This is a genomic window from Peribacillus sp. BM1, from assembly GCF_056679975.1.
In genome coordinates this window covers 2,103,871-2,127,179 of the sequence record NZ_CM155259.1, presented here as the reverse complement: position 1 = coordinate 2,127,179, position 23,309 = coordinate 2,103,871, and the positions used below count along the sequence as shown (strand labels likewise).

The 23,309-nt window shown below is 38.0% G+C and carries 17 protein-coding genes and 1 riboswitch; of the genes, 2 read left to right on the top strand and 15 right to left on the bottom strand.

Features of this window, described 5'->3' with window-relative positions:
- Positions 1 to 24: 24 nt before the first annotated feature.
- A riboswitch (SAM riboswitch) is annotated at positions 25 to 136 on the top strand.
- Positions 137 to 343: 207 nt separating this feature from the next.
- Both AC1MGI_RS10255 and metC read left to right on the top strand, forming a co-directional pair.
- The gene (locus AC1MGI_RS10255) at positions 344 to 1,456 is read left to right on the top strand and encodes a methionine biosynthesis PLP-dependent protein (protein WP_480349763.1); all 1,113 of its coding nucleotides are present in this window, start codon (positions 344 to 346) and stop codon (positions 1,454 to 1,456) included.
- The gene (gene metC, locus AC1MGI_RS10250) at positions 1,453 to 2,625 is read left to right on the top strand and encodes a cystathionine beta-lyase (protein ID WP_480349604.1); all 1,173 of its coding nucleotides are present in this window, start codon (positions 1,453 to 1,455) and stop codon (positions 2,623 to 2,625) included. The genes AC1MGI_RS10255 and metC overlap by 4 nt, the downstream gene beginning before the upstream one ends.
- Before the next feature lie 123 nt (positions 2,626 to 2,748).
- On the opposite strand, the gene AC1MGI_RS10245 is transcribed toward metC, so the two are convergent.
- From AC1MGI_RS10245 to AC1MGI_RS10175, 15 genes are all read right to left on the bottom strand, one after another.
- Positions 2,749 to 4,602 carry an LTA synthase family protein gene (locus AC1MGI_RS10245; RefSeq protein ID WP_480349602.1) on the bottom strand — a complete coding sequence of 618 codons (1,854 nt, stop codon included), beginning with the start codon at positions 4,600 to 4,602 and terminating at the stop codon, positions 2,749 to 2,751.
- 6 nt (positions 4,603 to 4,608) lie between these two features.
- Positions 4,609 to 6,201, bottom strand: a complete 1,593-nt coding sequence (locus AC1MGI_RS10240) for an aminotransferase class V-fold PLP-dependent enzyme (protein ID WP_480349601.1) — start codon at positions 6,199 to 6,201, stop codon at positions 4,609 to 4,611.
- Positions 6,202 to 6,206: 5 nt separating this feature from the next.
- Entirely contained in the window at positions 6,207 to 6,791 is a 585-nt protein-coding gene (locus AC1MGI_RS10235; protein WP_157279565.1) for a glycerol-3-phosphate acyltransferase, read from the bottom strand.
- Positions 6,792 to 7,479: 688 nt separating this feature from the next.
- Entirely contained in the window at positions 7,480 to 9,498 is a 2,019-nt protein-coding gene (locus AC1MGI_RS10230) for an ABC transporter ATP-binding protein (protein ID WP_480349600.1), read from the bottom strand.
- Positions 9,495 to 11,246, bottom strand: a complete 1,752-nt coding sequence (locus tag AC1MGI_RS10225) for an ABC transporter ATP-binding protein (protein ID WP_480349599.1) — start codon at positions 11,244 to 11,246, stop codon at positions 9,495 to 9,497. The genes AC1MGI_RS10230 and AC1MGI_RS10225 overlap by 4 nt, the downstream gene beginning before the upstream one ends.
- 556 nt (positions 11,247 to 11,802) lie before the next feature.
- Positions 11,803 to 12,351, bottom strand: a complete 549-nt coding sequence (lepB, locus tag AC1MGI_RS10220; RefSeq protein ID WP_480349598.1) for a signal peptidase I — start codon at positions 12,349 to 12,351, stop codon at positions 11,803 to 11,805.
- Between the two features lie 423 nt (positions 12,352 to 12,774).
- Positions 12,775 to 14,040, bottom strand: coding sequence for an exo-beta-N-acetylmuramidase NamZ family protein (locus tag AC1MGI_RS10215; protein ID WP_480349762.1), 1,266 nt, complete (start codon positions 14,038 to 14,040; stop codon positions 12,775 to 12,777).
- A gap of 17 nt (positions 14,041 to 14,057) precedes the next feature.
- Positions 14,058 to 16,118, bottom strand: coding sequence for a glycoside hydrolase family 3 N-terminal domain-containing protein (locus AC1MGI_RS10210; RefSeq protein WP_480349761.1), 2,061 nt, complete (start codon positions 16,116 to 16,118; stop codon positions 14,058 to 14,060).
- Positions 16,119 to 16,373: 255 nt separating this feature from the next.
- On the bottom strand, positions 16,374 to 17,141 hold the full coding sequence (locus AC1MGI_RS10205; protein ID WP_480349597.1) for an ABC transporter permease: 768 nt from the start codon (positions 17,139 to 17,141) through the stop codon (positions 16,374 to 16,376).
- Between the two features lies 1 nt (position 17,142).
- The gene (locus AC1MGI_RS10200; protein WP_480349596.1) at positions 17,143 to 18,054 is read right to left on the bottom strand and encodes an ABC transporter ATP-binding protein; all 912 of its coding nucleotides are present in this window, start codon (positions 18,052 to 18,054) and stop codon (positions 17,143 to 17,145) included.
- A 19-nt stretch (positions 18,055 to 18,073) separates the two neighbouring features.
- The gene (locus AC1MGI_RS10195) at positions 18,074 to 18,268 is read right to left on the bottom strand and encodes a PLDc N-terminal domain-containing protein (RefSeq protein ID WP_480349595.1); all 195 of its coding nucleotides are present in this window, start codon (positions 18,266 to 18,268) and stop codon (positions 18,074 to 18,076) included.
- Between the two features lie 569 nt (positions 18,269 to 18,837).
- Entirely contained in the window at positions 18,838 to 19,476 is a 639-nt protein-coding gene (locus AC1MGI_RS10190) for an SdpI family protein (RefSeq protein WP_480349594.1), read from the bottom strand.
- Entirely contained in the window at positions 19,473 to 19,745 is a 273-nt protein-coding gene (locus tag AC1MGI_RS10185; protein WP_480349593.1) for an autorepressor SdpR family transcription factor, read from the bottom strand. Before AC1MGI_RS10185 ends, AC1MGI_RS10190 begins: the two co-directional genes overlap by 4 nt.
- Positions 19,746 to 20,215: 470 nt before the next feature.
- Positions 20,216 to 21,580 (bottom strand): TrkH family potassium uptake protein, encoded by a 1,365-nt coding sequence (locus AC1MGI_RS10180; protein ID WP_480349592.1) that lies wholly within the window; start codon positions 21,578 to 21,580, stop codon positions 20,216 to 20,218.
- A 597-nt stretch (positions 21,581 to 22,177) separates the two neighbouring features.
- Complete coding sequence (locus AC1MGI_RS10175) at positions 22,178 to 23,020, bottom strand: HAD family hydrolase (RefSeq protein WP_480349591.1); 843 nt, start codon at positions 23,018 to 23,020, stop codon at positions 22,178 to 22,180.
- Positions 23,021 to 23,309: the final 289 nt, after the last annotated feature.

Below are 23,309 nucleotides of genomic sequence, written 5' to 3'. Positions count from 1 at the left end.
CATAATTAACTTAATAATCAATTTTTCTTATCAAGAGAGGTCGAGGGACTGGCCCTGTGACGCCTCAGCAACCAGCAATCGTAAAATATTGCCAAGGTGCTAATTCCATCAAGCTATTTGGCTTGGTAGATAAGAAGAGACTGCATACTTATGCGATTCTAAAGTCTTCTTCTTATAGAAGACTTTTTTCTATGGAAAAGGGGCGGGGCTTTGCAAAATCAGCTATGCACCGCCACCTTCATAAGGTGATACAATTTTTAGAACCTGAACTTTTTTCATCGCCTGATTTTTAGAGCAGACGCTCATTGATGTTTTTATATTCTAAAAAAGGGAGCCGTGAACGATAGTGAAAATTGATACACAACTAGCTCAATTAGGGAATCGAAGTGAATCTGCAACTGGTGCAATAAGTCCTCCTGTATATTTCTCAACTGCTTATCGCCATGATGGAATTGGTCAATCAACTGGATATGATTATTCTCGGTCAGGAAACCCAACTCGAAAGCTGCTTGAACAAGCGATAGCTAAACTTGAAGGTGGCGATCAAGGTTTTGCTTGTAGTTCTGGAATGGCTGCCATTTTCACAGTCCTTTCCCTTTTCCAATCTGGAGATGAATGGATTGTCAGCCGTGATTTATACGGCGGTACTTACCGTTTGCTCGAGAAAGATTTTAAAAAATGGGGGTTAACATGTACATATGTTGATACAAGTAATGTAAAAGAGATTGAAAACAGTATTACCCCTCAAACAAAAGCGATTTTTCTAGAAACACCTACAAACCCGCTTATGCAGGAAACGGATATTGATGCGGTGTCAGCCATAGCCAAACAATACGGAGTCCTATTAATCGTCGATAATACGTTCTATACGCCTCTTCTTCAAAAACCGATTGTAAGCGGCGCCGATATTGTGATTCATAGTGCGACGAAGTATTTAGGCGGACATAATGATGTGCTTGCTGGACTCATTATATCAAAAGGGAAAGATCTGTCTGAAGCTCTAGCACATCACCATAATAGTGCAGGTGCGGTACTAAGTCCATTCGATTCATGGTTGTTAATGCGTGGAATGAAGACACTTGCTTTACGAATGGAAAGACATCAAGAAAACGCACGGAAACTTGCAGATTATCTTTCTAGCCATGAATCCATTACAGATGTTCTCTATCCGGGAAAAGGCGGAATGCTTTCTTTCCGATTAAGCGATGAACAATATGTAAATTCATTTTTACAAGGCTTAAACCTTGTCTCATTTGCTGAAAGTCTTGGCGGGACCGAAAGCTTTATTACCTACCCTGCCACACAAACACATGGAGATATCCCTGAAGAAATAAGAATCGCAAACGGTATTTGTAATCGGCTGCTCCGATTCTCTGTAGGAATTGAAGCAGCCGAAGATATCATCCAAGACCTAGAACAAGCATTTGCTAAAATGAAAAAGGAGGTATCAGCATGACAGCAGATCATTTCAGCTTTGAAACATTGCTTCTTCATAATAACTATAAATATGATTCAACAAACGGGGCAGTAAGCGTGCCGATTCAACATGCTTCCACTTTCCATCAATTTGATTGTGACCAGTTTGGGAAATATGATTACAGCAGAAGCGCGAATCCAACTCGCGAAGCGTTGGAAGAGATTATTGCTGGACTTGAAGATGGTACAAATGGATTTGCCTTCGCATCAGGAATGGCGGCAATTTCTACTGCCTTCATGCTCCTGTCAGCGGGTGATCATGTGATTGTATCTGAAGACGTATATGGTGGAACATTTCGGATGGTCACACAAGTACTTTCCCGCTTCAATATTGAACATAGCTTTGTTGATATGACGGACTTAGAAAGTGTGAAGTCAGCCATTCAACCTAATACGAAAGCCATTTATATAGAAACACCTTCTAACCCTCTTTTGAAGGTGTCTGATATTCATGGAATCTGTTGTATTGCAAAAGAAATTGGTGCGTTAACATATGTTGATAATACATTTTTAACACCAGCACTACAAAAGCCACTAACATTGGGAGCAGATATTGTCCTTCATAGCGCGACTAAATTCCTATCCGGACATAGCGATGTCGTGGCCGGTCTTGCCGTCGTACGTGATCCAGAATTAGCAAAAAAACTTGGATTTCTGCAAAATTCATTCGGAGCCGTTCTCGGTGTTCAGGATGCATGGCTTGTGATGCGCGGCCTGAAAACATTGCATGTCCGAATGGAGCATTCTGTACAATCTGCTCAAAAAATCGCGGCATTCTTGGAATCACATCCACTTGTAAAAAAAGTTCATTATCCAGGACTTAACAGCCATCCACAATTTGCTTTGCAACAGCAACAAGCGAAGTCAGCTGGCGCAGTATTTTCTTTTGAATTAGAAAATGAAGATGTCCTACGCTCCTTTGTTTCTAACGTTACTCTACCAGTTTTTGCTGTAAGCCTTGGTGCTGTCGAAACGATTTTATCTTATCCAGCGAAGATGTCACATGCAGCAATGCCTGATGAAGAACGTGAAAAACGTGGCATCACAAAAAGCCTGCTTCGTCTATCAGCAGGCCTTGAAAACCCAGATGATTTGATTAAAGATTTCACAAAAGCCTTGGAAAAAAGTAAACTAGTGCTTACTGTTTAACATGATTAAAACGCAAAGGTTCTGACTCCCACAGCTACTATAGATTGTTTATTTCACGTGTAAATGACACAATAAACGGTGTATAGAGTGTGGAGTCAGACTCTTTTTCAAACAACCTCATTTTTAATCCTTTATTCCCTTAAATCGCAATAAGTCTCCAAATATTATCTCATCTGACAATCCTAATTCATCATGAACAGTTTTTTGATATGGTTCACATGCAGCATTATCTAACTGTTCCCCCGATGATTTATTAAAACAAACCCCATCTTGGAAAATATACGTATCATTCACGAAACCACCATCTCTAAAAATCACGGGATGGCTTGCTTTCCTTGTGAATAAGTTGTGACCGAACGATATGGTATCTTCTGCTTTCATGCCTAATAAATGTAAAAGTGTTGGCCGGATGTCGATTTCTCCGCCCGGAACAGAAATAGTCTCCCCGCCCTCACCAGGGATATGGATAATCACTGGTACTTGGCGGTAATGAATATGATTAATTGGCGAATACGTATCACCTAGCATTTGACTTAATGCCACTTCATATTTTTTTGAAATTCCGTAATGATCTCCATACAACACAAAGATTGTGTCTTCATACATCCCATTATCTTTAAGCGTTTGAAACAACCGCTTGATTGCTTCATCCTGATAACGAACTGTTGTCACATACCGATTTACGACACCTTCGTCGGTATTTCCCATCGCGATCAGTTGGTCATTTTCATCCAGCAAAAATGGAAAGTGATTCGTCAATGTAATTAATTTTGCAAGATACGGTTCAGGCATTGTTTTCATGAGCTCCACAGATTGTTCAAAAAAAGGAATATCTTTAATACCATAATTCACCGAATTCTCATCGGTTACCTGATAATCTTGTTTGGAGAAGAAACGATCGTAGCCAAGGTTTTCATACATCTTTTCTCGATTCCAAAAGGACGGGTCATTGCCATGAAAGGAGGCGGAATAATACTGACCATTCTCTTTCAATAGATGTTGTAGGCTAGTAAACGTATTCCCAGGTCGTCTGACGAAAACAGATCCTCCAGACAGCGGGTATAAACTTGTATCAATCATAAACTCAGAATCGGATGTTTTCCCTTGAGCAGTCTGGTCATAAATTTGATTGAAATAAAAGCTTTCTTTTATCAAATCATTCAAAAATGGTGTAATTTCTCGACCATTCACTTTTTGATTGATTACAAAGTTTTGTGTGGATTCCATACTGATTAACACAATATTCTTTCCTTTTGCCAGTCCAAAGAAATCTGTTGTATCTTCCTGTTTACTCGCCATATATTCTTCGATTTTCGCAGTATCAACATGTGTAGCCACTGCACGATCAATAGTAGGACGAAGCCCCATTATAATGTCATAAAGATGATAATTGTAAGGACCGATGCTTTTAACCATCTGTTCTCTATTATACGAGGCAGAAAAAAGATAAGGAGACTGGCTCCACCCGAGACCTACAAGTAAAAGAAGTAATAATGTACTGAAGCCAATAAATCGTTTTTTGAAACGGACACTTATTTCTTTGGATTGAACGATGGTTTTTTTTGAAAACCAGGCAATGATTAATACATCTGCAAATAAGAGTAAATCCCACGCCTTCATCAACTCAAACGTACTTGGTCCAATTCCCCCGACATTTTTAAATTGAAACAAAATAGAAACGGTCACATAATCAATATAAAAACGATAATACAGTAAATCTCCATAAAGCAATCCTGTTACTAGTATCATAATCGCCAAAAGCCACTTAATATGAAGCCTTTTTGTAAAGTAAATGCTGAGTCCGATTAATAAAAACAATGAACCGATTGGATTGACAACAAGAAGCAACGCATCAAACCATGTGTGGATGGTAATATCAAAACCAATAAATGAAACGATAACGGTCTTCAACCACATACATGCACATGCAAGAAAAAACAGTAATTTTGGTGTAACACGTATTCCCTTCTGCGTCATATCCCATCACACCTTACTAGCAAAGGCTGTTTTCGCTTGCGTCAAAGCAAGAAACAAAGTACGAATTGATTCTTCACTATGATGACCCATTAACGAAATTTGGATCCAGTTTCGCTTTAATAAATAGTTACTTTCATAGCTTGTAAGGATGTTTTTACTTTTCAAATAATCACCTAGCATTTTGGAAGAATGATAGGATGGCAAACAAATTGTAATAATGCCTGGTGAATAGGCTTCGTCTCCTAAATAATTATAGCCATTTTCCTCCAAGAATTCCCTAATGAATACCGCTTTTGTTTCGATTATGCTGCTATCTACTTTTTGCAATGCAACGTGCAACGCTTTTAATAAATTTGAAGAATGGGTAAAAGGAACACCTTCATACTCTTGATACATGCCAATATCTAAATACCTTGGCACGTTAGCATTCAGACGTAGCTTTTCCCGGTGAAAAACTATAACCAGACCAGGGTATGATCCTAATGCCTTTCCACTGACTGTCGTCGCCATTAGTACATTTTTGAAGGATACCGGGACAACACCAACCGAGCTGCATGCGTCGACACATAATTCAACACCAAACTTAAGACAAAGCTCTTCGATTTTTTCCAAATCAAATAAATAGCCGGTTGAAGTTTCACAATGCACCGTCCATATCCATTTAATGTTCGGGTTTTCTCTTAGGAAATGTTCGATCTCTGAAACCGAAATGGGTGTATTCCATTCTTTTCCAATTGTAAAAAATGACAAATTAAAGCGTGAGGCATGGTCAATCAGCCGATAGCCAAATTCACCATTTGCCAAAATCAAACCATCGCCTTCAATCTGAGATAGCTGAGCAGACACGATATCATTGCCTAATGTACCAGTCCCAACAACAACTTGTGCATACTTAGCTTCTGTCATGTTACAAAGAGTTTTCCGTATCTTGTCCATTCCCTTTATAAATACACCCGAGCGATGTGAGATTGCAGGCAGAGCAAAAGTCTTTACTACTTCAGGATGAAGCTGTACCGGACCTGGAAGGAACGAAACTTTGCTAGATTCATTGGATTTTCTAGCTATTAGCCGCTTGAACACCTTTGTGGAGTTTTCAAATTGCTCTTTTGTCAAATACATTGGCTGAAACTTTGCTTGTTCTGTTCCAACCATCTCCCCGAACGCTTGAAAACCCATTCTTTTGTATAAAGGGATTTGCTGCTCAACACCTGATATGAGCGCCATATTGTATTTTTTCTCCAAACAATAGTTGACTAGCACTTCAACTAATTTATAAAAAACGGGACTTTTTCTAAATTCATCTTTTACAGTAAGAAGTCTTATTTCACAAGGGTTCGCATCACTCGGTAAATAGTCGTCCAAATTCGTCAGTTTTTGATCCAATGAAAATGGACGGTTGGATCTAACAGCGATCATTCCAACGACCTCATGATTTTTCTTAGCAATCATGTATGTATTTTGTTTATCAAAACGATCAATCAATCGCTGCTGTTCGTTTTGGTTATGTTGAGGAATTTCTTCCACGAATGTTTGATAATTAAGTTTATAAATTTGCTCGAACTCATTTTGCTCTGAAGCGATTTTATAAACAAATTCCACTATGTTCACTCTCCTATATCTTCTAAGTTTTCTTTCTTCCTGCTGTTCGGTATATGAGCGAATAGCACAATAATCAACATACACAGCAAGCCTATTGAATAAGTCCATGAATGTCCAGTTATCCAAGTAGTAATCGGAATCGTCAGCATTGATATCATACCAGGAATTGTAAATCTACGTAATAATAAATAACCGATTCCCATGACAATTCCTGTCACCACAATAGCGACTGGGACAAGATAAAGGGTAACGGCTAAAAAAACCACGACTCCTTTACCACCACGAAATTGAAGCTGGATTGGCCAAATATGTCCGATTAATAAACCGAAAGCACATAATAGCATGACCATTTCACTTACTTCTGTTAAGGTACTAACAATGAGCAATGCCATAAACACCTTGGCAGCATCAATGACAACCGTAGAAAGAAACCCTTTTTTCCCTAGATGCCGTCCTGCATTTCTTGCCCCAGCATTTCCGCTCCCGAGTTCACGGATATCTTTTCCCATCTTCCATTTACTAAGATAATAAGCACCATTTATGCAGCCAAAAGCATAAGAAAGTACGATTAATATCATCGATTGAATCATTAAACTGCTCCATTCACTGCATTTAATTAGATTATTTTTCTATCAGGCCTTTTTATTTCCATTTTATATGAAAATACTACACAAATAAAGGAAATAGAATGGATTCTTTTAAAGAAGTGATTACATGCTATATATGTTGCCATATAAAAGATATGACAAAAGAACTTTCTTGTTTTTACGCATATTCTTGAGTTAGATTTGTTAAATAAGGAGATTAATGAATTCATGTAAATGAAGCATTTCTGATTTGAAGCATATTTTGGGATTTTGACGCGTATTTTTTTATTTTGGCGCATATTTTTAGATATTAACGCATATTCTCCAAACTTGTCGTTATTTCATATAAAAATATCCATGAGCGTCTGCTCTAAGCCCAACGAATTCAATAATGGAATAGGTTTAGGTTTTCAAATTGTATCACCTTATGAAGGTGGCGGTGCGCAGCTGATTTTGTGAAGCCCTGCCCCTTTTCCAGAAAACCTGAATGGCGTTAAAACACCACCAGTTACTATGAAGGATAGATCATATAAGTATACCCGCTAAGTAGATTAGCTATATGAGTAAGTAGCGAAGACCTGTCCCCATGTCCTTCATACAAAAAACGGCTCCATACTAGATGGAAACCCCACATTTACTAATGTAGTAAGAGTGTCCAATTAGTCTAAAGCCGTCTACTATCTATTTATTGTTATCCTGCAACCTCATTCTTCTGGCCTTGCTGCAATTCATACATTTGATAATACTTTCCTTTTTGAATCACCAATTCATCATGATTTCCCTTTTCAACAATTCGTCCTTTATCAAGCACAAGAATTTGATCCGCGTTTTTAATCGTTGAGAGTCGATGAGCAATGATGAACGTTGTTCTGCCTTTTTTCAAGACTTCCATCCCAGACTGAATGATGGCCTCTGTCTCCGTATCAATGCTTGCGGTCGCTTCATCTAAAATGAGAATGGCCGGGTTAAAGGCGAGTGCCCGGGCAAATGAGATGAGTTGCCGTTGTCCAGATGAAAGCGTGCTGCCTTTTTCAATAACCGGTTCATCTAGTCCTTTTGATAAGTGACTTAATACTTTATCTCCACCAACATCACGTAGTGCTTTTTCAATCTCTCTCCGAGAAATCGCTTCATTTTCAAGGTTAATATTGGAGGCAATTGTACCTGTGAATAAATAAGGATCTTGAAGCACGATCCCCATGTGCTCCCTAAGGGTTTGATGCGGAATTTCTTGAATGTTTTTCCCATCAATCATAATTTGCCCTTTATTCGTATCATAGAATCGAAATAGTAAATTCATAATCGAGCTTTTTCCTGATCCAGTGTGACCCACCAATGCAACAGTTTCCCCTTGTTTCGCTTGAAAAGTAATATCCTTTAACACATATTCATTTTCTTTATAACCAAATGATACATCTTTAAATTCCACATTTCCTTTGTAACGCGGAATGCTTTGGTCCTCGACTGAAATTCCAGGTTCATCCAACAAGCTGAATGCTCGTTCTCCAGCCACTAACGCTTGCTCTAGGCTTGCAAACTGGTTGACGATTCCTTGAACTGGATGCAATAAACGATTGATAAAATCTACAACCGCATACAACATCCCTAAAGAAATAGCACTTGAAACGGTCAATGACATGCCACCGAAATACCAGATGAACAGCACCAATGCAATGGTTTTTAATACGCCAATTAAATTATGGCTTGTGAGTGAATTTAAGTTCAGCATTTTATTTTGGTACATAAAATGCTCTTGGTTCAACTTTTCAAAAGATTCCTTTGCACTTTTTCCTTGATTAAATGCTTGAATGATTGTCATCCCAGAAATCGATTCATTGATCATTCCATTGATATCACTGATTCTTGCTCGAATGATATGGTTATACTTTGAAGCAAACTTCCGATAAATGATCGTCCAAATTACAAGGATTGGAACTAGAACGAGAGCTACCAGTGCGATCGGTGGGTTCAAGATGAATAAGGCAATGAATACCCCGATAATATTAATCGTACTGGAGAAAAAATTCGCAAGAACCGTTACATACAACTCACGGATCGCTTCTGTATCATTCGTAATCCTCGCAACAACTTTGCCAGCTGGTAAATTATCAAAATAGCGAATCGGCAGCCTCGACATATGTGTGAAGAGGTCATTACGCATCCGTTGGATAATTCGATTTGCTGATTTTTGTAAATAATAGCTTTGGAAAAGTTGAAACAGCGAGGAGATTAAAACAAGACCGAAATAAAAAGCTACAAGCATGAGGATTCTAGCAATCTCTGGTTGATAAAAGCTCATTAAGTCTTGTTTTCCTAAAACGGCTGCAGGAAACCTCTCCGATTGCCCTTCTTTCGTAATTATTAAAGTCGCTCCATCCAATTTCCGGCTACCTTCAAACGGTACTGCACCTTCCACAAAGACAAATTTGGTCCCAACTTGTAGAACCCTGACTTCCTGCCCTCTCGTTTCATGATTTGTAAAATAGTCAGCACGTTTATACCAGTTCCCTTGGTAAAAAACAGCGTCTTTACTTTCTTCTGTTTCGTACCACTCCGATTCAATACCTAGAATATGGGAATCTATGATTTTCTTAGCAATGAACGGTCCTGTTAAATCAGCGGCTACGGAGATGGTTAACATGATGAGCGCGCCAATAATTAATTTTTTATATAGAATTGCATATTGGTATAGTTTTTTTGCGACTTTCATACGTTCACCTCAGTTCCTGCCTCTACTTGTTGTCGTTCATATTGCTTCTTATACCAGCCGCCTAAAGCAAGTAGATCTTCATGCCTACCTTCTTCAATCACCTGACCGTTATCGAGTACAAGAATCCATTGGGCATGCGCAACAGCAGACAGGCGATGGGTCGTGATAATCGTCGTTTTACCGGCACGCTCTCTTTGGATATTTTCAATGATAGTTGTTTCTGTTTTCGCATCCACTGCAGACAATGAATCATCGAGAATCAAGATCTCTGGATCTTTAATCAGTGCCCTCGCAATCGAAATTCGTTGTTTTTGCCCACCTGATAGAGCAACCCCTTTTTCACCAACAAGTGTTTCAAGCTTTTCAGGAAGCATTTCGAGATCTTTCTCGAAATCTGCCAAGCGAATGGCCTTCACTAACTCCTCAGCTGTAGCATCCATTTTTCCAAACAAAATATTATCTTTTACGGACCTTGAAAAAAGAAAATGATCTTGCGGTACATAGCCAATCCACCCGCGTACTTCTTCAATCGTCAACTGATTAATAGGGATTCCTGTAATCGAAAGTACGCCCTCACCAAGCGGGTATTCCCGTAGGAGCTGTTTAACAAATGTCGTTTTTCCGCTTCCTGTTTTCCCGACAATTCCTAATGTTTGCCCGCGTTCAATCTTTACAGATACTTGGTCTAGGTTCACCACTTCAGACTTTGGGTACATAAAGTGGACAGAATCAAATGATAGATCTTCAGGATAACCAATCAGTCCTGCACTAGGTTCATTTTTCACATCTACTTCATAGGACATCGTTTCAGTGAGACGATCAAGAGAAGCATTCCCACGCTGCATGATATTAATTAGCTCACCCATCGCGATCATTGGCCAAATCAACATGCCTAAATAGACATTAAAGGATACAAGATTGCCGAGTGTGATTAACTGCTGAAACACCATATAGGCGCCATACCCAAGACCAATCAAATAACTTATTCCAACAAGTATAGAGATAGTCGGGTCAAACAGTGAGTCAATTTTCGCTACTTCCAGGTTCTTCTTATAGACATCTTCCGTCATTTCATCAAAACGGCGCTCATCTTCCCGTTCTTGAACATAAGCTCGAATCACCCGAACCCCCGCAACGGATTCAAGCACTTTATCATTTAAATTTCCAAAAGCAGTTTGTGCTTCTGTAAAACGTTTATGAATTCTTTTTCCATATATTTGCATCATGACTGCCATAATTGGCAGAGGTAAAACGGCCGCGATTGTTAAAGTCCAACTGACCGTCGTTCCCATCACAAGCATTATCGTTAACGTAAACAAAACAGCATCAGCAAGAGTTAATATCCCAAATCCTGCCGTCATGGAGATGGCTTTTAAATCATTGGTTGCTCGAGCCATCAAATCGCCCGTTCTGTTTTTTTCATAAAATGTAGGGGTCATTTTCAATAGATGTCCCATAAACCCAGTCCTTAGTTTACGTTCGACCAAGTGACCGCCTCCAAACAATAAGTAACTCCATAGATAACCGAAAAGATAACTTGCTAGGCCAACGACTGCTAAATAAACGATATACCGAATGATCCCATCACGAGTTAATGCTCCATTATTAATGTCATCAATTGCCATTCCAATCAGCTTAGGCGGTATAACCTCCATGATATTTACCAAGCATAAAAATAAAATCGCCATCGTGTATCGTTTCCATTGTTCTTTAAAATACCAGGACAATTTTCTGAAAATCGAAAACATCTATCTTCCTCCCTTATTTTCAAATCAGCTTTTCCTAACCACTCTCTGGATCACAGACATTGAATCGTCTCACATGTTTAAGTACTTTCATTTTCTATTCCTCCTTAAGGTTCGTTTTCCTTATATTGAAAGGACGCGAATGCATCTATTTCAAAAAACAAAAAGCTCCCGCCACATAGCGAAAGCTTTTACATACCTTTACGTTCAAAAAAGAACGTAAACAATAGAAAAAGCGCAAGCCACGATATTTTCGCAGCCTGCGCTTGATGTAAGCACCCGTTAATAACTCTGTCAAAATGTCAAGACAAAGTACATAGGTAGGCTGTGATTGTATTCATATTGCTACGTTTATGATCTCGTATAACAAATGTCATCATCACGTTCGCCTCCCACACATTAGTCTTTTTGTACATTTATGTAAAATAGATTACTATCAGTTAATCTCTTTGTCAATCATTATTTGTTATATTTAAAATCATTCTAATTTTTTAGAAATATCTATATCATAAAAGATAATTTGACGAAAAAGTTGAAAAAATCTCTTCATGATCACTTTCTATTTCACCTGTTGATTCTTAATTGGCCACACCTTGAATTTCACTTCCCCAATGATGGATTTCATAGGAATATACCCAAAATACCTGCTATCATTACTAACCAATCGGTTATCTCCTAAAACAAAAACATATCCTTCAGGGACCATCGAAAATCCTGTCACACTTTTTAAGGTAAAATCTCCGGTCAGCAGCGTTGTCGCTTTGAGTTGTTGCTTCGCTTTCAATAAATAGGATTCTGGATTCGGTTCTCCATTGATATATAAAAGGTCATCTTTCATTTCTACCGTATCCCCTGGCAGACCAATTACTCGTTTCACATAGTTTCCATCTCCGCTAGGGGCCCGAAAGACGACTGTATCAAACCGATCAATCTCACTCATTTTACTGATGATTACATAATTACCATCCTGATAATTAGGCATCATGGATTCACCACTCACCAAAGTGGGTGTAAATAGAAAGGTACGGCAAATTAAAACAATCATGATTGCAATTATACACGCCTTAAGGCACGATACAAATTCACCCTTAACTTGATTAAAACTCATCAAATCCACCCTCTTCAACCGTGATTACTATTAGTTTACCATTCTTTTTTTCAAATAATATTAAGATTTTGAAAAGTTATTAAAAAAATCTTAATATTTCAAACATTTAACGTTGCGCATAGTCACTGAAGATAAAAAGTCTCCAGATTCATACAAAACGCCACCATTTACCATGAACGACTAATCAAGTATCACGCTACACTCACCTCATCACAATGGCGACGGTGCGGAGCCATTGTGATGAGGTGTTTTCTATAATAAAAGAAGTATACCTGCTAAATAGCAGGCTTATTAGTAAGTCGTGAAGCCCCGTCCCCATGTCTTTCATACAAAACAAAGAAGGCCATCCACATTATGTTTGGATGACCTTTAAGTTGTTTATATGTCGATTAGCGAGTCTTGCCACCGTCTATAGATGTTCTATTAATAAAGTAAATTCTGAGACCTGGTTTTCTTAAAGTCATTTAATTCTTTTTCCCATTGTTTCTTCATATCTTTCACGCTTCGTCTCTCTTCAATTCCTTGTCGAATCCAACCATTTCCTACAAGTTGGTCGAAAAATGAGATTCCTGCACGATTTGCAGCTTGGAATTGGAATTGATCTGGATATAAATCATGAACGGCCTTTACCATATGAACCCCTGTTTCAAACGGTTGAAACTTCTTCCGATCGGTTATATGGATCTGCACACCATGAGATAGCTGATTAGCAAACTTAGATGTGGTCGGTGTAAAGGATGCCGGCCGAAATGTTACCCCAGATAATTTGAGCGTGTTCAACTGCTGGGCCAACTCCGTTCCATCAATAAATGGTGCGCCAATTAGTTCAAAAGGCTTTGTTGTTCCTCTCCCTTCTGAAATATTCGTACCTTCGAACAAAGCTATGCCTGGATAAACGATAGCCGTATCAAGAGTGGGCATGTTTGGCGAAGGAAGGACAAATTGCAAAGGTGTCTCATCATAATACACGTCCCGCTTCCAGCCTTTCATCTTGACAACGGTTAAATCAGCATCGATTTTGAACTTGCTATTAAACAGCTGCGCTAATTCCCCTATCGTCATTCCATGTCTTAGTGGAATGGCGTAATTCCCTACAAAAGAAGCATACTTCATGTCTAAAAGGGTCCCTTCAACGGCCGTACCCGTTAATGGATTTGGGCGATCTAATACGATGATTGGGATGCCTTTTTCCTTTGCAGCTTCCATTGCATAGGCCATCGTATAAATATACGTGTAGAATCGTGTTCCGACATCTTGAATGTCAAACAAAAGCACATCAATATTTTCTAGCATTTCAGGTGTTGGTTTCCTTGTTTGACCGTACAAACTATAAACAGGGAGTCCTGTTTTTTTATCGATATAGAACTCCACATATTCGCCAGCCTGTGCAGAGCCGCGGACACCATGTTCTGGTCCGTATAAAGCAGTTAGTTTAATATCATCTTCGTCGTATAAGAGATCAACAATACTAGTAAGCTCCTGATCCACCCCAGTTGGGTTCGTGATCAGCCCAACTCTTTTTCCTTGAAGTAACTCCATTTGTTCTGCAAGCAATACTTCAACGCCTAATTTGAACTTTTTATCTACCATTCCTTTATCCTTGTTTGATTTCTCACTCTCCGCCCAAGCAATGGATAGTGATGAAAAAATGAGAGCCATAGTCAAAATCGCGAGATACTTTTTCTTCATCATTAGCTCTCCTCCTTTTACAAGGTAAGTCCATGACCATATTCATATAGCAGTCCACTACCATCTAGTGTTGGAATAGCGACTGGAAGCTTACCTTGAGGAGTGATTTTCCCAAAGATAGCGGCTCCAGCGGCTTCAAAACTTGCCGGTCTAAATCCGTACATAGCGAGATACGAATCAATCGCTGGAAATGCCATAACATCATATGGATTACGGATGCCGATTCCGATCACTGGAGCATTTGTTTCAGCAATCACTTGATTAATCATTTTCATTTGCGGGTTCTCAAGTAAACGGCCTACTACTGTCGAAGTGTCTGATCCGATAATGACGGCTTTAGCATCACGAATCCTTTCCAATTGTTCAGGTGCTAGAGTATAGTTTGCATTGGCCTCAATAACCGTTATATATTGATGGTGTTTTTTAACCGCGTTTGCTAAATCAGTGAGATATGTTCGTCCAAGGACGACAATGTCATCTCCTTCATTAAGTTGTAATGGTAATACGTGATTGTTTTTTACAAGCGTAATCGATTTTTCAGCTGCTTCTTTTTCAATTTGTTTATGCCCTGGAGACCCAACAACATCCAGCGCATAAGCGATTTTTCCAGAAATCGGCTGAGGTGTTTCTTCCTTCATAATTCCCCGCTTTATTTTCAATGTAAGAATTCTCTCAACAGATTGTTCAATTCTTTTTTCTGATAGTTCCTTTGTTTTTAACGCTTCAACTAAGCCGTTAGCAACATCTTCCAAACCAACAGGCATTAATACGATATCTGCACCCGCTTTTACAGCACGAATTGCCGCATCGACTGATCCGAAATGCTCAGCAATGGCATTCATATTCATCGCGTCTGTCGTAATAACTCCTTCAAACTTCATTTCTTTTCTCATCAATTCTGTTAAGACTTTGTAGGATAATGTTGCTGGTAGCGCAATTTCTTCTCCCGTTTTTTGCGAAATAACCTTGGTATCGTCGATTTTTGGAAAGGTAACATGCGCTGTCATAATCGCATCAATATTTTCCTCCATTGCCTCTTGAAAAGGATATAGTTCAATCTCTTTTAGCCTTTCTTTATCATAGGGTACTTCAGGTAGACCAAGATGAGAGTCCACAGCGGTATCTCCATGCCCCGGGAAATGCTTGGCCGTTGCTGCAACTCCAGCTGCTTGTAACCCTTTAACATAAGCAGTTCCAAGTTCAGCCACAAGCTTTGGATTCTCTCCAAATGATCGAACACCAATCACTGGGTTATCAGGATTATTATTCACATCCATATCAGGTGCAAAGTTCATGTTAATGCCGATTGAGGCTAATTCCTCTCCAATCGCCAGTCCTACCCTCGAAGCTAATACAGGAGAATGAGTGGCACCCAATGCCATATTTCCAGGCATATCCGTTCCAGATTGCAGCCGAGTAACAGCTCCACCTTCCTGATCCATTGTCATCAGCAATCCATATTTCTCAGCTGCTTGTTGATAATCCGCAACAAGTCTCGTTGTTTGCTCTGTTGATACGACATTTTCTTGAAATAATATAACCCCACCTAAATGATACTTCTTAACAAGTGCGTAAATCTCTGGAAGCATTTTCGTTACATGACTGCCTTCCCACGTTCGGAAGTCTGGCATCAACATTTGTCCAACCTTTTCTTCCAGTGTCATTTTTTTTATGGCTTGATTGATTACGTCATACCTTTTCCCTTTTTTCTTCACAAGCTCACCTTGCTCCTTGTAACGAACACCAATCTGATCCTTTAATTTTCCTTTTGAAACCTCAATCTGCGCACTTCCCTTCTTACCTGTGAACTCTACATTTCCTAATTGATCAACCTTTGCTACCTTAGGATTCGTTGATTGCCATTTTACCTCTGATGTTGTGTGTTCAAAGTGACCATCTTCGTATCTTTGGATCGCTTTTAACACAAATAATTCCCCTGAAGTTGTTTCTATTTGCGGGATATTTTGAAAAACAATCAAGTCTTGGACCGTAGTATCCCTTGTCTTTGCTAGACCAGGACTCACTGCTACTAGCTGGGAAAAAACTATCACAATAATTACCATGTACATCCCAATCATTTTCATTTCTTGTCTCATTACACGTCTCCTCCTAACTTGTAATTCATAGTGTCCCCTGTTTAAGAAAAAATTACCTTTTAGGAGGCGATTACAAATAACATATCGAAAATTGATTAGCTCCGTCTATATTTCTTTAGTTCCTTTCGACCGCGATAAATTCTGAATATTAAGACTAAATCACCAGTTATAAAAGGCTCTTTTAGTAAATAGACATGAAAAAGAACAGCCTCCAAGGCTATCCTCATGCTTTCTCTATTATATTTCCTGCCTTTTTAATTGAACAATGCCTATTGCCAAAACAAGAACGATTAAGAAAAATACGCCAAGTAAAGGTCCTACTAAATCAATTATATTTCCTTTCATAAACTCATTAGCTCCATTTACCAAACCATGCGGCAAATACTCTACCCATCGTGCTTGTAGGAATTTAGGAACATTCATAATCAGCAAGTAAAGGACAATGGAGATAAACCCAGCTGTGACTGCACTTTTGGAAAAAGATGAAGCACAGATTGAGAGAGTGATAATTAAAACGATAATCGGGAGATAAAGCAAGAGGCCACCGATTGTATCTGCCCAAATTAAATTCTCTGAAAATAATAAGTTCGTATAATAAGCGGTTAACAGCATTCCAAAGATAAAACTCCCAACTGCAAGCAACGAATACGCCGACCATTTTGCGAGTAGGTAAACGGCTCTGCTGACTGGTTTGACAAGCACCATCGCTGCTACTCCTTTTTCTCTTTCACCAGCAATACTTCCCATTGAAATAAGAATTAATATAATAACACCAATTAGTTCAAAATTACTAAACCCAGCTGACATCATTTCTGATGTTGATAGTTCTGGAATTTCAATGACAGCCCCTTCCGGCATCTCACTCGCTAATAAATCGGGCAAAAGTTTCATTGAAATTGGAAAACTAATCATTAAGATAGCAAAAGCGATTGGAACGAAAATGATTTTGTACGTACTCATCAGTTCTTTCCATTCTTTTTGGAACATTCTCATGAATATCATCATATTAACGCACCTTCCTTAAAAAGATATCTTCCAAAGAAGGTGTATCTACCTGATAGGAAACAAGCATAGCACCTGATTGAGAAATAAGTTTTGGCAATTGAGCACTCGCTATAGGCATATCCTTTACAGTCAAAATGTAGTCATTAATGTTCACTTGAATATTTTTAACCCACTCCTGATCATCGAGAACCTTTGTTAACATTTGTTTTGCTTCTGATATTGAAAAACGAATGACTGGACTTGTATACCTTGATTTTAGTTCTTGTATATCAGATGCCAAAACAATTTCTCCTCTATCAATCATAATGATATGATCCGCTATCTTTTCAACATCTTCCAGTATATGGCTAGACATAAAAATCACCATGTTCTCCTTCAATTTCATAATCATCGTTAACATTTCATGACGTCCAACAGGATCTAAAGCAGAGACTGGTTCATCAAGAATTAACAGTTCAGGCTGATTCATTAATGCTTGAGCAAGTCCCAGTCTTTGTTTCATGCCCCCGCTATAGCCTGAAATTTTCCGATTGCGAGCCTCCCATATTCCACAATCCCACAATAAGCTTTCTACTCGCTTTTCAATCGTCTTCTTCTCTAAACGAAATAACTGGCCGACCCATTGCATCCATTCTTGACCCGTCATATATTCATAGAACGCTGGATGTTGAGGCAAATACCCCATTACCTCTGCTAATTTTTCTTTTTCTTTTTCCACATCCAAACCGTTCACTTTCACAATTCCCGAAGTGGGCTTCAAAAGTCCTGCCAATATTCGGATTGCTGTCGTCTTTCCAGCACCATTTCTACCAAGAAAGCCGAAACAACCATTTCCTTCAATTGAAAAACTAATTTCATTTAACGCCTGAAATGAACGATACTTTTTCGTTACATTTTCACAATGTATCATCATACATCTCTCCTCCCGAATCTCAAACTGTTTTTCTTCCGAGTATAAAGTAGACAATCGGACCAATTGTGCTAATCAGTAAAATCACTAGCACCCAAACAGGCTTATTCTCCCCCTTTACCATTCTCCTTTCTCGTTTGAATAAATCCCTGAGTGCAATTCCTTTTAAAATAAGTTCAAAAATAATAATTGGAAATAAAAGTTGAAGATATTCCATAATGGCTCTCTCCTTTTTAATTAGTTATTTAAGTAAATACTTAAATATATGAAATGATTGTAAAATCCGTTATTTTTTTATTAATAAAGGAAGCTATATTCATACATGTTTGAAATGAGTTTAATATGTCGACTAGTCCAATCAATTTTAGCGAACAAGAATATACTACATTTGTGTAGAGGGGGGTGTTTTCATGAGTCACGGAAATAGGAACCATTCTGGCAAGCATTCGAATAAGGATTGCTGTCACAAGTACAGCCATTGTTATTGGGATAATTTCTTGGATAATGTATTATATGAATGTTCTAATTGGGAAGATCGGTATGGAGGATCTAACCGAAGATAGTTTTATCTTGGACAAGTCTTGTTATAATCCTTTTCTGTTAGGATGAGAGAAACCATGTAAATTGCTGCATGGTTTCTTGTGTCTATTTTACTGTACTATCATTTACAGACAGCTCCATTACATCTCCTTCATCACCATATTTCTCAAAATCCCATAAAGGAGAGCGTTTTGGTGAGCTCATTAATAGACTTATCCAAAAGGTTACAAAGGTCTTTTATCACATTCACTCTATATCCATTCTCCGACATACCCAATACGAATAGACAATAGGTAAGATAATGATTAGAAAAATAACTGGAAACATGAATATCCTAACAAGAGAATCTGGTAAAAAAGGAGAAATTATAAATAAGAATCCAGCTAGAATAAAGATCCGTGACCCAAAGCGATGCGTCTTTTTCCAAACCGTATCATGACTCAATGTCCAAGGTGTTCTAATTCCGACAAAATAATTCGGTTTGACGGAATGCATATAATTTCCCAGCACAACAAACAAGAAACCCACGAGAAGCGGTACCATTTTTCCAATCGGAATGTCATAGCCTATTCCAGTAAAAATAACGAGGGCATTTATTAAAAAGAGAAAAAATAAGATGGCAATTATAATCATGGAATAGGATCTGGGATTTTTTTTATAATTTCTCCTTTTTGGATCTATTTTAGGTAAAAAAATCAACAATACATATAGCAAGATCATTATACTTACGTTCATCAGCAATGCATTAAATTTCGTTGCATACCCATCTGCGACTCCATTGAGATTCCAATGTATCGGTATTTGCGTTGGTAGCTGCTTATAGAATACAAGCCATAAGATAGCGGTGGCCACTATCAATAAGACAGGTAAAAGATGTTTCTTCATTTCTGTCCATCTCCTTTGTCGATAAAATCCAGTGCCCAGCTGATTAATTCCTGAAACACCGTCGTATTTAAAGAATAGACAACATACTGACCTTTTTTCTCATCCTGCACAAGATCAGCATTTTTCAATAATTTGAGGTGCTGGGAAATGCTCGGCTTTGTCATATTAAAATGATCTGAAATCTCCCCTGCTGTTAAATCTCGATCCTTCAATAAGTCCAAGATTTTTCTACGGGTCGGATCAGAAAGAGCCTTAAACGCATGATTCATAAGCTATTTCCTTTCGTATTCATTTATACATTTAAGTATTTAACTAAATACTACAATGAATTGATTTATTTGTAAATATGGTTTCTGTCTATTTTTTAGGAGATACAGAATACGTAGCTATAATTGATAACGGATGATACTAGTCAATTTAGTAAATTCTCGATTCGCTAAATTTGCGCGCCGGCGCGCAAATTTCAAATCTCGCTCGAAAAGTCTCCATTCCGGCGCGATACTCGGGATTCCCGCTCGTAATTATGCTTTTTTGGCGCGCAAATTCGAATTCTGGATCGTAATACTTGTAAAGTAGAGTATACGCATTACTTTTTGAAAAAAATCGGGCGTTCTTTTTGATATATTGAGCATAATTATTAAACCTATTTTAGAAAACAACTTATTATTCGCAACAATTGGTCTAATATGAAGTAAATAAAAAAATTCGGGTCCTAAAAAAGGATCCCCGAATTTTTCCATTAGCCTATAATAACTCTCTCTTTCGGATAATGATAATTTGTTTCCCTTTTCTTGCCGCCAATAATAAATAAGAATGAAGTAAGGCCAATTCTTCCTATGAACATCAAAATCATGAGAACGAATTTCCCAAAAATGCTAAGATCCGGGGTAATTCCCATAGACAGGCCTACCGTACCGAAGGCAGAGCAAACTTCAAAAACGATCTCGATTAGCTGATGGTGAGGATCAGAAATACTGATTGCGACGACCGAAGTAAAGCACATGACAATAGCCAATAGCGTAATGGCCAGTGACTTCATGATATCATCTTGATGAAGCTCTCGCTTAAAGACTTTGATATCACGATTGCCTTTAGCAAAATGATAAATAAATAATATGTTTAAAGCAAATGTTGTCGTTCGAATTCCTCCGCCCACTGAAGTCGGGGATCCGCCAATAAACATGAGAACACTCATAACTAAGAGCGTTGGCAGCGTAAATTCGGTCACATCCATCGTAGAGAGACCTGCACTTCTCGTCGTTGCTGCTTGGAAAAAAGCATAGAAAAAACTTTTATGCCATGTCAAATCCTTAAAATAATGTTGAAATTCAAATAGCAAAATAAGAATTGTTCCAATCACGAGAAGAATTCCATATGTTGATGTCGCCAATCTGGTAAATAGTGAAAAACGGAAAGGATGTTCAAAGTCGGTCTTTTTCCTAAATAAAAATTCCTTTACTTCAATTAATACCGGGAATCCAATCGCCCCAAGAATGATTAGTATAATTGTTATCAATTGCACAAAATAGTCGTTCGCATATGGAACAAGAGACTGACCAGTTATATCCATTCCGGCATTTGTTGTCGCAGTTACAGATGCAAACAAACCTTGCAGAAAAGCTTCCTTCCAAGTTGGATAATAGTTCAAGAAATGTACGCCTAGAATAAGCGCCCCTAAAAGTTCGATAAGAATAATAAGCTTGATTATTTCCCTAACTAATTGAACGAGTCCGGATAATGCGAGCTGATTATGATCGACCATTATTAACTGTCGTCCACGTAACCCGATTTTCCGTCCTAAAATCATCCAGAAGAATGTGCTAATGGCCATAATACCAAGGCCAGCGAATTGCAAGACGATCATAATGACAAAATACCCAAATACACTATATGTTTCCGAAATATTAAAAACAGTCAAACCTGTATCACTTACCACACTTACAGCTGTAAAGACTGTATCAATAAAGGACACTTCTACTCCAGGCTTATGTACTGCCGGAATACTGAATAATAAAATTGATATAGTTACGGCCATTAAATAATAACCTGTAATAATCTTTGCAGGTGACAGTTTCTCCAGCCTGCTTTTTATGTTACTCCACATTGATTACATATCCCTTCATTTTTTTCATATCCCCTATCATAAAGAATATCAGATGTATTTGAAAGTACCATTTATATATTTTATATCTTTTATTTTTGGCCGTGTTAAATCGTTCTTTTGATTTTTTTAGTGTAGTATGGAAGATCTCAAAGTATGTATTCCATTCTTCTTCGGATAACCGTTCAATTAAGATCCATTCATATTTTTCATCGCTACAAGTATGGTCATCAGAAAGGAAGTCTAAGCGTCTACCATCTAAAAACAGTGAATTTAGTTAGCTAATTAACGCATAAATGAGGATATTCCATAAAGTGAAACTTCAATCAGTGGGGGTTTTCTTCATCCCCCACTGATTGTTAGTTGAACCAATCGGGCGTTTACGGGCAGTTATCCCCCACCTACGCTTCTTCGATTCCTCAAACCTTGAGGTGGGGGTTTTACTGCCCGTTAATGCGGGATAAATAAAAGGTCCGACCTCGCAACTACTGCACACAGCTTAATTAAAGTGTAAGAAACACTATATACTGTGTAGCGAGTGCTAGGTCAGACCCTTTTGGGGTATCTCATTGGTTTACGCTTACGGCTATCTAAATTTTCTTAAACAACAATAATCTCTGATATTTCCTCTTCTGTTTTTATTAATTTTAAAAGATGACGCACTGCATAAGCAAACCCATCTTCGTCATTTGTCTTTGTTATTAAATCCGCTTTTTGTTGAATATGAAGGGGGGCATTTCCCATTGCAACTGACTTAGTTGCTACCTCAAATTGGGCAAGATCGTTGCCCCCATCACCAAAAGCATAAATCTCATCAAACGATAGATTCATAATTTCTTGATATCGAAACAATGCTTTCCCTTTATGTGCTTCATGTGAAGTAATTTCTAAATTATTAGGGAATGAAGAAGCCATTGTAACATCATCGGTATCCACTAATGCCTTTATTACTTCCTCAATTCTTTCCACATCTTCTTGGTGGACCAAAGCAATTAATTTATAGATTTTAAGATTGTCATGTTTTAAAATGTCATCGTAATTATATTCCTGAAATAGAGTATTCAGTTCTTCTTTACTCTTATGATGTAGTGGTGGCAAAGTAGAAGGGAATCCACCATAATTCGTATAGACAAGAATACCCACCCCTAATTTTTGCAAAATAGAGAATATCTTTTTATATGTCGAAATAGAAAGGGTTGCTTCATATAATATCTCTCCGCTTTCTGAGTACAGAACAGAACCATTTACGCAAAAAATCGGAACATCCATCTTTTGTACGGCTTTGAGTTTTATGACATCCGCATAAGCTCTTCCCGTATTCAAAATGAGCTTATAACCTTTTTCATTTAATTCTTCTAAAGCTCTTATATTTCCTTCAGTAATTTCATCTTGAGGATTTAACAACGTACCATCTAAATCAATTGAAATACATTTCATCTTCATCCCAATCCCTTTCTTCTCTTTATATTTCTATATACGTCCATTCTATCTCAAATGAAAGGTTAATTCTCCTGTTTTTATATGTCAAAGAGATTTAACTGTTCCACACCCAACTAAAAACCAATAATATGTATTTTGTTAAGATTATTATTTTCTATCAGGAACCCACCTATTAGAAATTTCTATTCGATATCAATTCAAAATTCCCCTCTAACTTTACCATATTATTAAATATGTGTTTCATTCTTCATAAATACGCATGAATTATTTAAAAATCTTTGATACATATACT

Excerpts from the sequence above, each read along its gene's own strand:
- metC (WP_480349604.1), top strand. The coding sequence starts at position 1,453 with ATGACAGCAGATCATTTCAGCTTTGAAACATTGCTTCTTCATAATAAC.
- AC1MGI_RS10245 (WP_480349602.1), bottom strand. The coding sequence starts at position 4,602 with ATGACGCAGAAGGGAATACGTGTTACACCAAAATTACTGTTTTTTCTT.
- AC1MGI_RS10235 (WP_157279565.1), bottom strand. The coding sequence starts at position 6,791 with ATGATTCAATCGATGATATTAATCGTACTTTCTTATGCTTTTGGCTGC.
- AC1MGI_RS10230 (WP_480349600.1), bottom strand. The coding sequence starts at position 9,498 with ATGAAAGTCGCAAAAAAACTATACCAATATGCAATTCTATATAAAAAA.
- AC1MGI_RS10225 (WP_480349599.1), bottom strand. The coding sequence starts at position 11,246 with ATGTTTTCGATTTTCAGAAAATTGTCCTGGTATTTTAAAGAACAATGG.
- lepB (WP_480349598.1), bottom strand. The coding sequence starts at position 12,351 with ATGAGTTTTAATCAAGTTAAGGGTGAATTTGTATCGTGCCTTAAGGCG.
- AC1MGI_RS10215 (WP_480349762.1), bottom strand. The coding sequence starts at position 14,040 with ATGAAGAAAAAGTATCTCGCGATTTTGACTATGGCTCTCATTTTTTCA.
- AC1MGI_RS10210 (WP_480349761.1), bottom strand. The coding sequence starts at position 16,118 with ATGATTGGGATGTACATGGTAATTATTGTGATAGTTTTTTCCCAGCTA.
- AC1MGI_RS10205 (WP_480349597.1), bottom strand. The coding sequence starts at position 17,141 with ATGATGATATTCATGAGAATGTTCCAAAAAGAATGGAAAGAACTGATG.
- AC1MGI_RS10200 (WP_480349596.1), bottom strand. The coding sequence starts at position 18,054 with ATGATGATACATTGTGAAAATGTAACGAAAAAGTATCGTTCATTTCAG.
- AC1MGI_RS10195 (WP_480349595.1), bottom strand. The coding sequence starts at position 18,268 with ATGGAATATCTTCAACTTTTATTTCCAATTATTATTTTTGAACTTATT.
- AC1MGI_RS10190 (WP_480349594.1), bottom strand. The coding sequence starts at position 19,476 with ATGAAGAAACATCTTTTACCTGTCTTATTGATAGTGGCCACCGCTATC.
- AC1MGI_RS10185 (WP_480349593.1), bottom strand. The coding sequence starts at position 19,745 with ATGAATCATGCGTTTAAGGCTCTTTCTGATCCGACCCGTAGAAAAATC.
- AC1MGI_RS10180 (WP_480349592.1), bottom strand. The coding sequence starts at position 21,580 with ATGTGGAGTAACATAAAAAGCAGGCTGGAGAAACTGTCACCTGCAAAG.
- AC1MGI_RS10175 (WP_480349591.1), bottom strand. The coding sequence starts at position 23,020 with ATGAAGATGAAATGTATTTCAATTGATTTAGATGGTACGTTGTTAAAT.